A 13,848-nucleotide genomic window follows, 5' to 3' on the forward strand; every position below is an offset into this window, starting at 1 on the left:
CAAAAATAAACATACATGTAAAAACAAAAATTAAGGGCATGGGATCAACGAATTATCAATAGGACAAAAGCTTTCATAATGGGGATGCTGAGAACCGATCCCGGTTTCTGGGGAAAGTTCCCTTTTGGGGATTAAATCTGCAAGCTTTTTTTGTGTAATCAAAAATAACAGATTCCAGATAAAAGTAGAATAAACCGTAAAAACTTATGTTATAATAGTAATAACAATTATAACTTTCTTTCGAAGGAGTAATGAATAATGGCCATTAGGAAATTAACTAAAGTCGGAAATAGCTTGGGTATAACGTTTCCAGTTGAAATGTTGAAAACGGCAAATTTAGCTTTTGGAGACGAATTAGAGGTTGAGTTCAAGGGTGAAGAAATCATTTTAAGGAAAAATAAAAATGTGAAATTACCTAAAGGTGTAGATGCAGAATTTATGGAAATGTTATCAGATGTTATTAAAGAACATGACGAAGCATTCAAGGGATTGGTGGATAGATAATATGACGTTGGATATTATCTATCTTTCCACTAATCAAATTATTGCTATCAATGCCATTCAAATAAAAGTTTATTCTCCTACTGAACAAATCGGAGTGAAAGATCCCGGTCTCCTTGATTCTGCAGTGAACAGACCCAGACAAACTGTTTTCGAGAATGATGCTTACCCATCTATTCATGAAAAGGCTGCAGCCTTATTCGAATCCATTTCAAAAAATCATGCTTTCCACAATGCCAACAAGAGGACAGCACTCGCTTCCCTTATTATGTTTCTGAAGATCAATCATTATCAATGGTTAATGGGAATTGAAGAAGAACAGGATTTCGTTGTAGATGTCGTCAACCATAAGTATGATTTTAAAGCTATCGCAAGAGTCATCCAAGAGAACATAAAGGCTTTATAAAAGGGTTTGAGGTTCATGTAGCATTCAAGCCGAATATAAAGTTGAAGATATGCAACAAATGAATAATCCGTTCAGTACCTATTCGAGAGAATAGGACGACTTTCTTCTATTATTTATAAAGAATTTATAGTTTCTTCTCAGCCAAAAAGAAGGGCGATAGAGTTTTGCCCTAAAGGTTTTTATCCAAAATTCTACTTTTGGAGGAACTTTTTAAAGATACTTCTCTGTGATTATCTGGACTTCTTCAAATTCTCTCACCTGGCGTGTCAGTATTGCTTTTGAAATACCGAGTAACATCTGAATTTCATAAATCATCTTGTTCTTTTAGACATCTTCATCTAAAGTAGATGGATATGATTTAGAGGTGAAGAGATGGCAGTTAGGCTATTACGGTATTTTATTTTTTTTCTTGGTTTAACTTTCTTTGGATTAGGGAATGCGATTGCGGTAAATGTTCAAAACGTCGCCCTGTTCCAGCGGTTCGGGTTCACGATTGGGACGTGGAGTGTCATATGTGGTTTAGTACTTGTGCTGATCGCCTTTGTAGTTGATAGGAAGTATATTAGTATTGGTACCTTTCTAAATGCCTTATCAATAGGACCAATCATGGATTTTTTCTTACATCTCAACATTCTTCCTCATGAAACGGAGCAATTATATAGCATTTTGGAGTCCTATCAGCAAATACAACAAGCCCCCAAAAAAACGGGGCTTTTTGTGTTTTTTTATTTAAGCTCTGTTAAATAATGTTGTTGATTTTCTTGATGAACTAACGGGGCAGGTTAGTTCAACAAGGAATCTTAATAATAAGGACTGAATTATATTCGAAATCCCATAAGGAGTTAAGAAAACAATGAAATTCAATACAATTAACTTTGAAGATTGGTTTTCAACAGATATACCCGAAAAGTGGGAGTTTTAAGAAGAAAACGATTTAATTACATTCTATAATACAGTAAACCCAAAAGGTAGCTGCTCTATTAGTTGAACTGGTTTGATAATCTGTGCATCCCGGCCAAATCCAAGAAAGTATTCGGCAAAGAAGTTGACAATTTGAATTCTAATAATATAATAGTCATATGACTTTAGAACAAAACGATACGCGACGAAAAAAAATATTTAATGCCTTAGCAGATGAAAAAAGGATCGCAATCATCCGCTTATTGTATTACGGAAACAATCGCCCGATGTGTACGGATATAGGAAGGAGTTTAGGTGTAAGTAAGTCCAATGGTTCCTATCATTTAAAAATTTTATCCGAAGCAGAGCTGGTGAAGATTGACCGTGAGGGTGTCATAAAATATGTCTCATTAAATGAGGAGACATTCACCCGCTATTTACCTGGGTTTTTGGCTACACTTTAATGTAGCCTCCTTTTTTGGTTATTAGTTCTAAAGTTTTATGACTTTGATATAACGGAGGAGAAATAGATGAATCAAAAAGAGAATAGGTTGATTATCACATTATGTTTAATCGTTTTATCCGGGGTAGCCAATTCACTTCTGTTTAATGTTGCCTTATTTGAAATGATGAATGGGCTTGAGGTGACAGCTTCCAAAATTAGCTGGGTGGTTATTTCCTATACTTTAGTGATTGCCTGTGGTTCGATTACTTATAGTAAGCTAGCCTCTTATTTTCAAATTAAAAGTTTGTTGATTTTTGGAATTAGTTTATTCGTTACAGGTTCCCTTATAGGGTACACGACGAATGATTTTATCGTTGTGGTCTTGGCCCGTATTATTCAAGCAGCGGGTGGTAGCTCGTTTATTGCATTATCCATGATCCTGACGAATCAGTATCTCACCTTCCCTAAACGCAATCTGGCTCTAACATTAATAGGTGCCTGTCTATCACTTGGTTCAGGAATAGGATTTTTGCTCGGAGGCTTCTTTACTCATTTTTGGGGCTGGCACTCCCTATTTTTATTAATGAGTATGGCTATTTTTACGTTGCTAGGAATTATTTTGTTTGTGCCCTCCGGATATGCCAATCATAAGAAGCTCACCCAACCGTTTGATTTTTTAGGCTTCCTTTATTTATTGACTTTTGTCGTGACGTTTATTTTAGGAGTCAAATTAAATGGTTATTTGCTAATCATTACAGTGATATCTGTATTTTTTATGGGGATTCATGGCAAACGTCAAGATGTCGGGATATTTATGGATCTGTCAGTTTTTCGATTCTATGCCTTTAATCGGTTCCTTTTGCTTAGTTTTATTAATAGTGCTGCCATGGTGGGAATTATTTTTCTTTTTCCGTTATTAGCAGGACAGCAGTTTCATGTCTCTGCCTTGAAAACTGGCTTTATTTTGGCGGGGATATCAATCTTTTCCTTTTTGCTGAGCTTCGTAATAAGACCAGCTATAACCCGCATCCAAGGGAATGGTCGATTGGTCGTTGCTGTCGTCCTTCAATTCATTGGATTTCTGCTATTAGCCACCTTTGGAGTAAACCAATTTGCAGTGGCTAGTGTTGGCGTTGCCCTTATTAATATAAGCTTTACAATCCTTACCATTGTCATCAATATTGATATTCCCCACACGATACAGAAGGAAAAAAGTGCAATGGGGCTGGGGATCTATAACTTAATCAACTTTTTAGGAATGTCATTTGGCCCTTCAATAGCGAGCCGAATCCTAAACGTGACATCAAGTTTCAGCCTGAGCTTTGGATTTTTCGTTAGTCTATTACTTGTAGCATTGCTATTATCATGCGTGAGCAGCATTCCAGTCTCTTCAAGGAAGATAAAGCAGTCACGTCAACTGTAATCTTAAAAAACTGGTTAGATATTCTCTAGCCAGTTTTTTAGTGCTTAAAACCTTTTGAATGGTTCTTTTAGCTTGGACGACTTTCATTCGTACACGGTCACAATAATTCCATCCATATTGTCACCTGAGATAGCCCTAGAAGGCATTGCTAAAAAAAAACGCTAAGATAAACGGAAAGTGGGAAGACCATCAGGTTTTGGCCATCATTAATCCTAAAGATTAACTGATAAAGACACTTTGAAAATGTTGACTTCGTTAATTCAGAAATAAATTTTTTTATTCCCCAAAAGGGCGCTTTTCTTTAGTAAGAAGGCGTCTTTTTTGTATGCTCCTACACAAAAGATTGTGAAGATTTTCACTTAAACTATAGGGTGCGTTAGCTGAAGATCGGAGCTGTCTTTAAGGCAGCTTTCTCTTATGGAACTAAAGGGGCAGGTTAGTTCAACCCAAGATGAAATTACGATTTAACTAAACCGTAATTTCTCTTTGATGGTTTTTTCATTTTTATTAGCTATCGTTATCGTTTGGAAAGCTATGTTTACTGTTGTTTAATTTCTCTAATTTTCCCCTGTACAACGTATCTTTTAATTCTTCAAGTTTAAACGGTAGTAGTGGCGACAGGAATGGGACTCCGGCAGAACGTAGATTGGCCATATAGATAATTAATAGCGTTGTAACTATAATCATTCCTGAACTTCCAAAGTAATTTCCAACAATTAAAAATGACAAACGAAGTGTTGCTATCGCTGCCCCCAATTGCTTGTTAATAATTAGGAAACCTGATAAAAAAGCTATTGCTATGATAATTAGACTTGTAGGATGAATAATCTTAGCTGTGACTGCTGTTTCTCCGATTGCAATGGTAGCAAACAACGAGATAAGTATAATTGTACTTTGAGGAACCCTAAAAGTAACGTCAATTAAGATGGTAATTAAGCCAATTAGTATTAACATCGTCCAAAATGCAGGAAGCAGTTCATCGTTTGTTAGAAGGGATTTTGTTACTTTATCTGGATAACCGTCTGCATAAAAGTTTGCAAGTACCACATAAATGCTAGGTATGTAAATGGTTAGTAAAAAGCCTATAAACCTTAATATCCGATTCATTAGCCTGCCATATTTCTGATTATATTCATCAGGTGCTTGAAACATTGATATAAATAGACCAGGTAATATAATGGCGTATGGATTCCCATCTACAATTACCACAACTTTTCCTTCATATAATGAAGATACAACAATATCGGGGCGTTCTGAGTCCTCATACATTGCGAAAAGTGCAACTGATCCACCTTCAATTGCTTCTTTAATTGTCATAGATTCCAGAACATAGTTAACGGAAATCTTATCAATACGTTTTCTTACCTCCGCTAATACATTCTGGTCCACTACTTTTTTTATGTAGAGGATGGAAATTTCTGTATCGGATAATGTTCCTACTTTCATAGACTCCACGCAAAAACTTGGTGTCTTAACCATTCCACGTAATAAGCTAATGTTAGTATTAAGATTTTCGGTGAGGCCAACACGTGACCCTCTTGGAGAGCGTTCACTGGTAACTTGTTCAATGCTTCTTTCTTTAAACTGTGTAGTCCCAGCTATAATTCCTAATTCAATGCCTTCAAATAGTATAACGGTTCCACCGTTTACTATGGCATCAGTTAATTCCTTATACTCTTTCACAACGAATACTTCTGCTATTTTAATAATATTCTCTGAAACATCCTCTATAAGGGAGTATTTTGTAATGGTCTCCTTCGTTGAATCTAATAGGGGTGTAATTACGTTTTCCTGCAAGCTATCTTTATTTACTGCCCCATCAAGATAAATAAGGTGTACCATTCGCGAACGACTAGACCCGATTTTTAATTTCCTGACTCTAAAATCAGTTGTGTCGTTGAAACTTTCCTTTAGCTGTTTTGTGTTTTCTTGGAGACTCGTAAGTATTTTCTTGATTACCCTAACCACCTTTGTATACAGTGTCATCTTAGTATGTTCATTTTTTTGAAAAAATTATGTAAATTAAAGGGATTTTTCTTGATGAACTAATGGGTGCTTAGCTGAAGATCGGAGCTGTCTTTAAGGCACTTTTCTTTATGCAACTATCGTGGCAGGTTTATTCAATAAAGCAGTGAATTGAAGCAAAGTGTTAGAATATATATTAGAAAATTTAGAGGTGGTATGGTGTGAAGAGAGTAGATGTTGTATATGCGTTAATTTATGACGAAATAACAGAAAAAGTATTAATGGTTAATAATCAGCATTCAACTTGGTCACTACCAGGTGGGGCAGTTGAAATAGGAGAAACCTTAGAACAAGCTGTTATTCGGGAAACAAGAGAAGAAACAGGTTTAGTAATTGAAGTAGGAAGTATTATTGCGGTTAATGAGGCATTTTTTTCAAAGCAAGGACATCACGGTTTAATGATTACATTTGGAACAAAAGTTATTGATGGAGAAATTACAATTGAAGACAGGAATGAAATTGCTGAGATTAAATGGGTGGACATAAATACTGCTAATAACTTAATGCCTTACCATAGAGATGGAGTAGAAAGATTACTAATATCTTCGTCATCTTACACTTTTCAGGGTGAATGTTAATAAACAAATTTATAACATAGAATCTTCATTAACTAACGAGTGCTTTAGCTTAGGATCGGAGCTGTCTTTAAAAGGGAGCTTTTTCTTTATGCAACTATCGGGGCAGGATAGCTCCATAAGAAAAGACAACTAAGTTCACAATGGAAAAATGGTACAGATACCTATGAATTGGAATTTTCTTCACAGATTTAAAAAAATAGTAACGGAACAAAAATAAAATTGTTAAATACAATATTTCAATAACTAAAAAAATGCTGATTCTCCTAAATAAGAAAATCAGCTTAAACCATATTGTTTATTTATAATTTATCAATAACTTTTTACAATGCTTCTTTACAACATTTTTATAATGTCCAGTGTACAATGGATTTGTCTTTTTTATTTATATCACCTATTAAAGGTAAGCGCTGTAACATATTTTGCAATGCCATTGCATCCCACGGGAAATGCTCTGTAATACCTAACCCTACAATTTGATGAGCTTTTGCTACATCTTGAAGGACCCGTATAATAGTTTCTATACTAGAGGCTTGTGGAATTTGCTCCTTCATTTTCTCATAAGTAGCTGGATTAGCTACTAATAGGGAGCGAAATTCACGTAAATCGAGAACATCTAAATCAAAATGAACGATAACCTTAGAAGGATTACGTGAATCCAGCCATTGAAGTACCTTAGAACTGTCTTCTTTAATATCATCTGGAGTTGCGATATCCATTTTTATATCTTGTAACGGTTTAGAGTTAAGTGCTTCCATCATATCGTTCAATCCTACAAATAATACTTGTTCTGGTTTAAATGGACGAGGTACCTCTGCGACGAATTCCTTATCGCCAATCCCCAACAAATTAGCAAGTACGTGAGCATGATGGTTTGGAAAATCCTCAGGAGTTGAAACATCAGGGTGTAAATCAACCCACAACAAAGCAGTATCCCCATCATATTTCTCGTTTAAGAAGGCAAAAGGAGCAAGTTCTACACCACAATCCCCACCAAGAACAATGATATTATCAGGACAGTGCTTTTGAATTAAACTTTTGGCAGAACGTGCTTGATTTAATAAGATACTCTTAGCAACAATACCCTGCTCTACTTCAAGGCTTGAATCTAAATCGACAGGTACTTCTTCAAAGGGACCATTCGTTTTAGGCGCAAGCCAGTTTAATAAATGAGCTCCAAGTACATATGGAGGATTGTTTCCACCTTGCCATTGTGGCATCAGTAATCGAAGGGTTTTACTTTTCGTATCTTTATTATTTTTCACCATATAGCACCTTTCCTTCCTATTTCACAATTCTCATAAAAGTCATATAAAGAACCGTAATCGTAACGATAAGGTCAATTTCTTTCTGGTTTTTTTACATTTTTTCTTTTGCTTTTCAATCTTTGAAATCTATTCTGAGTGATGATAAATAAAACATTAATCACACTCGTAAACCTATAAAAACGTTATGAAAAAAAAGAACATCCCTTCAGTGACAAAGGAGTTAAGTAACAGTACAAACTTAACGTCTGAAGGAATACTCCTATATAACAACAAATTTTGAGTGTAATTACTGAATAAAATCCGCCATTAATTCTTTGACGATGCCTTCACAACTCTTTACTTCTGTAATCACATCGATAGCCGTGTTCACAGAAACGATTCCTTCATCTAGCTCTCCTTCTAGCATTCCCGGTCGAAGACTCATTTCCTCTTCAAGGGGTGTTCCATTTTTATATCTACGCTCTAATTCTAGAGCTAATTTATGTGGTGTGGAACGTTGAAGTGACGACACAAAAACCAGGTCCTTCGCTTTTGAACGAATAATATCTTGTTTCGTAATGTCTGAAGCAGGACATTCTTCTGATACAATAAAACGGGTTCCTACATAAACCCCTTCTGCGCCAAGAGCAAATGCAGCTCTTACACCACGAATATCATTAATTCCACCAGTAGCCATTACAGGAATATTCACTGCGTCTACAATCGTTGGGACGATGGAGAAGGTTCCAATTTGGTTCTGAGGAATCCATCCGCCTTCATCATAGCCTGTTGCAATAATGATATCCGCACCTGCATCCTCTGCGTTTTTTGCTGCTTCAGGTGTAGGCGTCAATTCACGGTGAATTAACGTGGCATTATGATCTTTAATTTGTTTAAATAATTTTTTGTTAACAAAGCCAACACTTAGGAATGCTTTAACTCCTTCTTCTAAGGATATCTTTAGGACGGTTTGTGTATACGCATCATCCGTACCCTCTTCTGGAGAGAAAATATTCACAGCAAACGGTTTATCCGTTAATGATTTAATTTTACGTAATTCATTACGAAGTCTTTCTTCTGTACTAATCTTTTTAGATCCCTCAAGTTTTGCCCCAGCATTAGGTCCTAAAACTCCCATGCCTCCTGCATTAGATACGGCGGCCACCATGTTCGCATCCGTAATCCAGCTCATAGCTGCTTGTACAATAGGATATTGAATGCCCAATATATCGCATATTCTGTTGTTTTTTTCCATAATAATCCCCTTTCGTTTTTATTTTTCATTTGGAAATCTACGTCACAAATCATAAACTCTATAGTAGGAATAGGGTCAACTCTTTTGTTTTTTTATTCGTAATGTTAATTTTTTACTATTAGTGAGCAATTGTTATCAGATATATAGATCCTGTATACCAATATGGTATGAAAAGTGATGCAAACATAAAAGTAAAGGGTGCAGCGCTTTTTTATTATTTAAATAGGTTAAGCATCAGTTTCTTCATTTGATCGTTTGTTTCCTTTATAAATGAAATAAAGTGCTACAAGTATAAACACTAGGGCAATAGCTCGGTTTAAGTCTAAAGGTATAACCATGCTATTAAACCAACCAAAATTATCTATAATCAAACTAATTATAAGCTGCCCCGCAATTGCTGCTATATTCGTTGCGATAACCCCGATTTTTGGGACAGCTGCAATAATTAAAAGCCCGTATAGAGCACCCAGTAAAGCTGCGCTTAATTGCCATTTGGGTGCATCAAATATATTCAAAAGTTTTCCAGAACCGAAAAATATAATGACGACCGCAAGAAACATTGAGCCCGTAATAAAAGTCAAAAGCGTAGTCTCAATCGTGCCGGCTTTAAGGCTGAACATACCATTTATAGAAGATTGAGCACTTAATAAAATACCGCCTATTAAAGTTAATACAACCATAATCGTACCCATGTTTTGTTTTTCCTCCCCTAGTTAATCAAAATTAATGCAATTACCATTGCCACGATTGCAAAGATTTTTTCTTTATTAACCCTTGCCATCTTACTTCCGAGCCAACCGAAATGTTCTAAAACCATACTCATGAATAATTGACCAATCATCACGGAGACCATCGTAATTCCTACACCAACAAATGGCACACTGATAACAATGACAGTTAAATAAATACCACCTAAAAGCCCTCCAAGAAGGGACCACTTTGGTGCTTGTATAGTATACGAAAGTTTGCCTTTCCCCCAAAAAATCCATATTAATCCTATAAGGATTGTACCTATAAAAAAGTTATAAAAACTTGTTTCCAATTTTCCTATGTGCTTTCCCAGTTCAGCATATATACCTCCCTCAAAACTAAGGGCTGCTCCTGCTAATAAGGCAAATAGATAAGAAATATAACGCATTACATAAAGCCTCCTTTTTTTATGAACTATGGAACAAATAATAGACCCTATAGCAACTATAGGGTCAAGGGTGAATTATTTTTTTAGTACTTTTAATTCTGTGAGGAACTGTTCTTCTCTTGATGAACTGTAGTTGATAGGAAGGGAAACTTGATATACCTTTCCATCGGTTTGGATGCCATGAGATTCAATATAGTGGTAAAGTTTTTGATAATATGAATCATAATGTTTGGTAGACCAATCAAAGGCAATACATACATATTCACCAGGTGGGAGTGTATCTAGCTTTATGTTTTCTCCTTCTCTACTTACCTTTTCTCCTTTACAAATAGTTGTATAAATACTGTCGAAATAAATATCATGAGAATCCTTATAAGACTTTAAATCATAAATGAACCCATAATAGTTATCCACCATATCTCCTCTTTCTTCGAGAACGTCAGCCAACTTTCGGACATACAAGTCTGGTGGATCATAAGGGGTAACTTGGGGCGTCCCCACTTTTAAAATGGTTTGTTCTTCTATATGGCGAAAATAAATTAAGCCCTCTTCCTTTTTATCACATATTTCTAATTGTTCGTTAAGCTGCCTCTTTCTTCTTTGAAGTAATCGCCTAGCACGTTCAAGGTTCTCCATTTCCTGCTCAATCACGCTTTCTTGTTCCTCAAGAAAGCTTTGCATATGTTCAGGGGTACATTTACTTGAAATGATACGATTGATATCTTCTAATGGCGTTCGGATATATTTTAGATACTTGATAATATCTAAATAAAAGAACTGTTTAACATGATAATATCGATATCCATTATCCGGATCTGTATAAGAAGGCTTGAAAATGCCAATCTTATCATAATAGCGTAATGTTTGAATGGAGATGTTGTTAAGACGGGCTGTTTCTCCAATGGAGTAATATTGCTTCATAAATCTTATCCTTTCTTCTCTGTTACTTCTTAAAAAATCTTTCTTTTACTATACACGATTACAAATGAAAGGCTATATAAACTGAATTTGGAAAATAGACATGTTATTGAAAATTAGTTTTACCCTTAAAATTAAGAAGGGATTTCCTTTTGTTAGGAGTTAATATAAGAATATTTAATCTTCATTATACTAATCCTGATGGTATATAGAATTTACCTATTTGATATTGATAATCGAGAATCAGTAAAAAATTAACTAAAAATAACGGAATAAAAGAGTTTACCCTATTTTTACTATAGGGTTTACGATTTGTGTCGTAGAGCGCTACTACTAATTAAGCAAAAAATATTTAAAGTGATTTTAGGAGGAACTATTTTGAATAAACTAGAGAATAACAAAAAATTGTTCGAAAATTTATTACTGAGGCATTACCAACTAACGATGTAGATTACGTTCGTCAAGTAGTCGAAAGATGCTGTTACACATAGAGCTGGTTTTGCGGCTCTTTATGAAGCTACTGGCGATGCAATTCCGAAAAAAGGGAATTTTTTAGAGTGGATGAAGGAAGGTTGGGCTGTACTTCACGGTGCATTAAGTGATCAAAAAGTTGAAATGAAATATGTTGTTGCAGAAGGAAATAAGGTAATTGCACAGTTTCATTATTATGTAACACACAAGGGTACATTTGTTGGAATGCCTGCTACTAATAAGAGTATAGAGTGGGATGAAGTTGGTATTTTTGAATTTAATGATGATGGACAAATTTCTGATATGTGGTACATGTGTGAAGAAATCAAATTGGCAATGGAAATAGGTTTTAAACTAGACAAATAACCATGAATAGTAAATAACTAACAGCAACTCAACTAAATGGGGTTGTTTTTTTGTTGACATAAAATATATCCTAATGTTAGGATATATTTATCCTGAAGTTAAGATATATCATTTTAGGATAAATAATATTAGAATAAAGGGAGAGAAAATTAATGGGTGTTTTATCAATTATTCTTCAAGTTATATTAGGATTAGGATTCCTAATGTTTGGATTTATGAAGTTCGGATCAAAGCAAATGGTGGAAGGATTTAAGCATTATGGGTATCCAGGATGGTTTAGAGTGTTTACAGGATTGGCAGAAGTTGTTTCAGCGGTATTAGTTATCGCAGGTATTTGGAACGAGAGATTAGCTGCATGGGGAGGGTTATTCATTGTAGTAACGATGATTAGTGCCGTTTTTACTCATATTAAAATAAAAGATACTGTAAAACAAATGATGATGCCGATCATTTTATTAATTCTTGGATTAGTAGTATTACTTATAAATTTCGGATCTTTGCTTGGATAAGTAGACAATTAATCTATAGGAGGGATACAAATGGAAATTAAAATTATTAAACCACAGTATCAAGCGAACGGGCAGTTTGATGACGGTAAAATTAAAGAGCAAAAACCGATTGGCTTTTCTGGAGAAGGGTCTCTAATAAATCGACTAGGACCATTATTTTACTGGGCTTGGGGTCATTCTCAGGAACCAGCAGAAATTGGACTGCATCCACATCAAGGCTTTGAAATCATCACCTATGTGATAAAGGGTAAAGCTTATCATCGGGATACACTTGGTACGGAAAGTGTTGTAGAAGAAGGGGGAGCCCAGCTCATGCAAACAGGCTCCGGTGTGTATCATGCAGAAGCATTAAAAGAACCATCGGAAATCTTTCAAATCTGGTTTGAACCACATTTAAGTCAAGCTGTAAAACGTACACCTACTTATTCACAATACGATTCCAATGATTTTTCTTTAACGGATGAAGATGGTGCTAAAATTAAAACAATACTAGGAAATGATTCACCAATGAAAATCGTGACAGATGCTCAGATGTGGGATGTACTCATTCCAAAGGGAACAGTATATATTCATAGCCTTTCATCGAATCGTACATTAGCTGGTTTAGCCATCAGAGGCGATGGAGATTTTTCATTAGACACGAATGAACCCACTCGTTTAGCAGAAAAAGATTTTTCCATCGTTCAATCAGAACAGGGTGGAGACGTAACAATTCAAGCATTAAATAAAGACTTTAGAATCTTCCTAATTGAAGTTCCGACTGAAGTTGATTATCCTTTATACAGAAAACCAAAATAACCAATTGTAATTTCAAAAGTTAGTCGTAAAAGGAGGTTCGGTGAATGTATCAAGGAGATGAACAAAGCCAGATTGATTTACGTCTTTTCCGCATCTGGCTTAAGGCAAGTAAAACTATTTTTGGTCATGTTGTTAAAGATATTGAAAGACACGGAATTAGTTCAGAGAATTTTATGATTCTGGAACTTCTTTATAATAAGGGCCCCCACTCAATTCAAAAAATTAGTGAAAAATTATCTATTCCTAGTGGAAGCATCACTTACGTTGTTGATAAACTTGAAAAAAAAGAATTTGTTAAAAGGGAACCAAATCCAGCAGACCGTCGAGCTTCAAATGTAGTTCTAACTGACAAAGGTCAAAGTTTATTTAAAGAAATATTTCCTCAACACGTTGAAGTCATATCTGAAAATTTGTCTTTTATAAGTAATGAGGAAAAAATACAGTTAATGGATCTTCTCAAAAGGCTTGGACTAGGTGCTAGTCAGATTAAATAATTACAAATTATTGGAGTATACTGTAATCCGAATATCAGACGCTAAAATTAAAGTGTTTGATATTCGTTTTTTTGAATTTTACGAAATAAGACCAATTTCCAGAATGCTCTCTATAATAAAAAGTTTGTGAAATATTGTACTTAAACTAACGGGTGCGTTCGTATTATAAGGTCAACCAGTAAAAATTACTGGTTGACCTTTTTTTAATAGAATCTATTATATCAGTAGCCAGGGTAGGACGTACGGGTGCGTGGGACTTGATCCCGTGAACTAAACTGTCCGCCCCCTACTTGTAGAAACATGTTTGAGGCTGGTTGGGACGTAGATCTCGTATAACAAGCGAAGCTATGACACTACATGGAGGACTAGGGGTACTG

15 protein-coding genes and 1 pseudogene are annotated in these 13,848 nt (G+C 35.3%); 10 read left to right on the forward strand and 6 right to left on the reverse strand.

Going from position 1 to position 13,848, the window contains the following annotated elements:
- The first annotated feature begins 258 nt into the window (after window positions 1–258).
- The 5 genes and pseudogenes from BW986_RS28850 (at window position 259) to BW986_RS28870 (ending at window position 3,675) form a co-directional block, all read left to right on the forward strand.
- A complete protein-coding gene (locus tag BW986_RS28850) occupies window positions 259–504 on the forward strand; it encodes an AbrB/MazE/SpoVT family DNA-binding domain-containing protein (RefSeq protein ID WP_048689328.1) in 246 nt (81 codons plus the stop codon).
- 1 nt (window position 505) lies between these two features.
- Entirely contained in the window at window positions 506–907 is a 402-nt protein-coding gene (locus tag BW986_RS28855) for a type II toxin-antitoxin system death-on-curing family toxin (RefSeq protein ID WP_076373219.1), read from the forward strand.
- A 372-nt stretch (window positions 908–1,279) separates the two neighbouring features.
- Window positions 1,280–1,567: pseudogene (locus BW986_RS28860) on the forward strand (hypothetical protein); the annotation flags it as partial.
- A gap of 419 nt (window positions 1,568–1,986) precedes the next feature.
- Window positions 1,987–2,271: an ArsR/SmtB family transcription factor gene (locus tag BW986_RS28865; RefSeq protein ID WP_076373221.1), complete on the forward strand. Its 285-nt coding sequence runs from the start codon at window positions 1,987–1,989 to the stop codon at window positions 2,269–2,271.
- A 66-nt stretch (window positions 2,272–2,337) separates the two neighbouring features.
- Window positions 2,338–3,675, forward strand: a complete 1,338-nt coding sequence (locus BW986_RS28870; protein ID WP_076373223.1) for an MFS transporter — start codon at window positions 2,338–2,340, stop codon at window positions 3,673–3,675.
- Window positions 3,676–4,182: 507 nt separating this feature from the next.
- Here the strand turns inward: BW986_RS28870 and BW986_RS28875 are convergent.
- Window positions 4,183–5,661 carry a spore germination protein gene (locus BW986_RS28875; protein ID WP_076373225.1) on the reverse strand — a complete coding sequence of 493 codons (1,479 nt, stop codon included), beginning with the start codon at window positions 5,659–5,661 and terminating at the stop codon, window positions 4,183–4,185.
- A gap of 200 nt (window positions 5,662–5,861) precedes the next feature.
- Between BW986_RS28875 and BW986_RS28880 the strand changes: the two genes are divergently transcribed.
- Window positions 5,862–6,278, forward strand: a complete 417-nt coding sequence (locus BW986_RS28880; protein WP_076373227.1) for an NUDIX hydrolase — start codon at window positions 5,862–5,864, stop codon at window positions 6,276–6,278.
- Between the two features lie 344 nt (window positions 6,279–6,622).
- Here BW986_RS28880 and BW986_RS28885 read toward each other — a convergent pair whose 3' ends face one another.
- The 5 genes from BW986_RS28885 to BW986_RS28905 all read right to left on the reverse strand — a co-directional run bounded on the left by BW986_RS28885 (window position 6,623) and on the right by BW986_RS28905 (window position 10,836).
- On the reverse strand, window positions 6,623–7,543 hold the full coding sequence (locus tag BW986_RS28885) for an arginase family protein (RefSeq protein ID WP_076373229.1): 921 nt from the start codon (window positions 7,541–7,543) through the stop codon (window positions 6,623–6,625).
- A gap of 286 nt (window positions 7,544–7,829) precedes the next feature.
- Complete coding sequence (locus BW986_RS28890) at window positions 7,830–8,777, reverse strand: NAD(P)H-dependent flavin oxidoreductase (RefSeq protein WP_076373231.1); 948 nt, start codon at window positions 8,775–8,777, stop codon at window positions 7,830–7,832.
- Between the two features lie 227 nt (window positions 8,778–9,004).
- Window positions 9,005–9,469, reverse strand: coding sequence for a DMT family transporter (locus BW986_RS28895; protein ID WP_076373233.1), 465 nt, complete (start codon window positions 9,467–9,469; stop codon window positions 9,005–9,007).
- 17 nt (window positions 9,470–9,486) lie between these two features.
- A complete protein-coding gene (locus BW986_RS28900) occupies window positions 9,487–9,915 on the reverse strand; it encodes a DMT family transporter (protein ID WP_076373235.1) in 429 nt (142 codons plus the stop codon).
- Between the two features lie 75 nt (window positions 9,916–9,990).
- Window positions 9,991–10,836, reverse strand: a complete 846-nt coding sequence (locus BW986_RS28905; RefSeq protein ID WP_076373237.1) for a MerR family transcriptional regulator — start codon at window positions 10,834–10,836, stop codon at window positions 9,991–9,993.
- Window positions 10,837–11,394: 558 nt separating this feature from the next.
- Between BW986_RS28905 and BW986_RS30555 the strand changes: the two genes are divergently transcribed.
- From BW986_RS30555 to BW986_RS28925, 4 genes are all read left to right on the forward strand, one after another.
- The gene (locus tag BW986_RS30555) at window positions 11,395–11,670 is read left to right on the forward strand and encodes an ester cyclase (RefSeq protein WP_076373239.1); all 276 of its coding nucleotides are present in this window, start codon (window positions 11,395–11,397) and stop codon (window positions 11,668–11,670) included.
- Window positions 11,671–11,822: 152 nt separating this feature from the next.
- Entirely contained in the window at window positions 11,823–12,179 is a 357-nt protein-coding gene (locus BW986_RS28915; RefSeq protein ID WP_076373241.1) for a DoxX family protein, read from the forward strand.
- A gap of 30 nt (window positions 12,180–12,209) precedes the next feature.
- Window positions 12,210–12,977: a pirin family protein gene (locus BW986_RS28920; protein WP_076373243.1), complete on the forward strand. Its 768-nt coding sequence runs from the start codon at window positions 12,210–12,212 to the stop codon at window positions 12,975–12,977.
- Between the two features lie 44 nt (window positions 12,978–13,021).
- Window positions 13,022–13,471, forward strand: coding sequence for a MarR family winged helix-turn-helix transcriptional regulator (locus tag BW986_RS28925; RefSeq protein ID WP_076373245.1), 450 nt, complete (start codon window positions 13,022–13,024; stop codon window positions 13,469–13,471).
- The last annotated feature ends 377 nt before the right edge of the window (window positions 13,472–13,848 follow it).

The sequence above is a fragment of the Peribacillus simplex genome, from assembly GCF_900156045.1.
GTDB classification, from domain to species: Bacteria; Bacillota; Bacilli; order Bacillales; family DSM-1321; genus Peribacillus; species Peribacillus simplex_D.

Excerpts from the sequence above, each read along its gene's own strand:
- BW986_RS28850 (WP_048689328.1), top strand. The coding sequence starts at position 259 with ATGGCCATTAGGAAATTAACTAAAGTCGGAAATAGCTTGGGTATAACG.
- BW986_RS28920 (WP_076373243.1), top strand. The coding sequence starts at position 12,210 with ATGGAAATTAAAATTATTAAACCACAGTATCAAGCGAACGGGCAGTTT.
- BW986_RS28900 (WP_076373235.1), bottom strand. The coding sequence starts at position 9,915 with ATGCGTTATATTTCTTATCTATTTGCCTTATTAGCAGGAGCAGCCCTT.
- BW986_RS28875 (WP_076373225.1), bottom strand. The coding sequence starts at position 5,661 with ATGACACTGTATACAAAGGTGGTTAGGGTAATCAAGAAAATACTTACG.
- BW986_RS28925 (WP_076373245.1), top strand. The coding sequence starts at position 13,022 with ATGTATCAAGGAGATGAACAAAGCCAGATTGATTTACGTCTTTTCCGC.
- BW986_RS28905 (WP_076373237.1), bottom strand. The coding sequence starts at position 10,836 with ATGAAGCAATATTACTCCATTGGAGAAACAGCCCGTCTTAACAACATC.
- BW986_RS28895 (WP_076373233.1), bottom strand. The coding sequence starts at position 9,469 with ATGGGTACGATTATGGTTGTATTAACTTTAATAGGCGGTATTTTATTA.
- BW986_RS28915 (WP_076373241.1), top strand. The coding sequence starts at position 11,823 with ATGGGTGTTTTATCAATTATTCTTCAAGTTATATTAGGATTAGGATTC.
- BW986_RS28865 (WP_076373221.1), top strand. The coding sequence starts at position 1,987 with ATGACTTTAGAACAAAACGATACGCGACGAAAAAAAATATTTAATGCC.
- BW986_RS28885 (WP_076373229.1), bottom strand. The coding sequence starts at position 7,543 with ATGGTGAAAAATAATAAAGATACGAAAAGTAAAACCCTTCGATTACTG.
- BW986_RS28890 (WP_076373231.1), bottom strand. The coding sequence starts at position 8,777 with ATGGAAAAAAACAACAGAATATGCGATATATTGGGCATTCAATATCCT.
- BW986_RS30555 (WP_076373239.1), top strand. The coding sequence starts at position 11,395 with ATGAAGGAAGGTTGGGCTGTACTTCACGGTGCATTAAGTGATCAAAAA.
- BW986_RS28870 (WP_076373223.1), top strand. The coding sequence starts at position 2,338 with ATGAATCAAAAAGAGAATAGGTTGATTATCACATTATGTTTAATCGTT.
- BW986_RS28855 (WP_076373219.1), top strand. The coding sequence starts at position 506 with ATGACGTTGGATATTATCTATCTTTCCACTAATCAAATTATTGCTATC.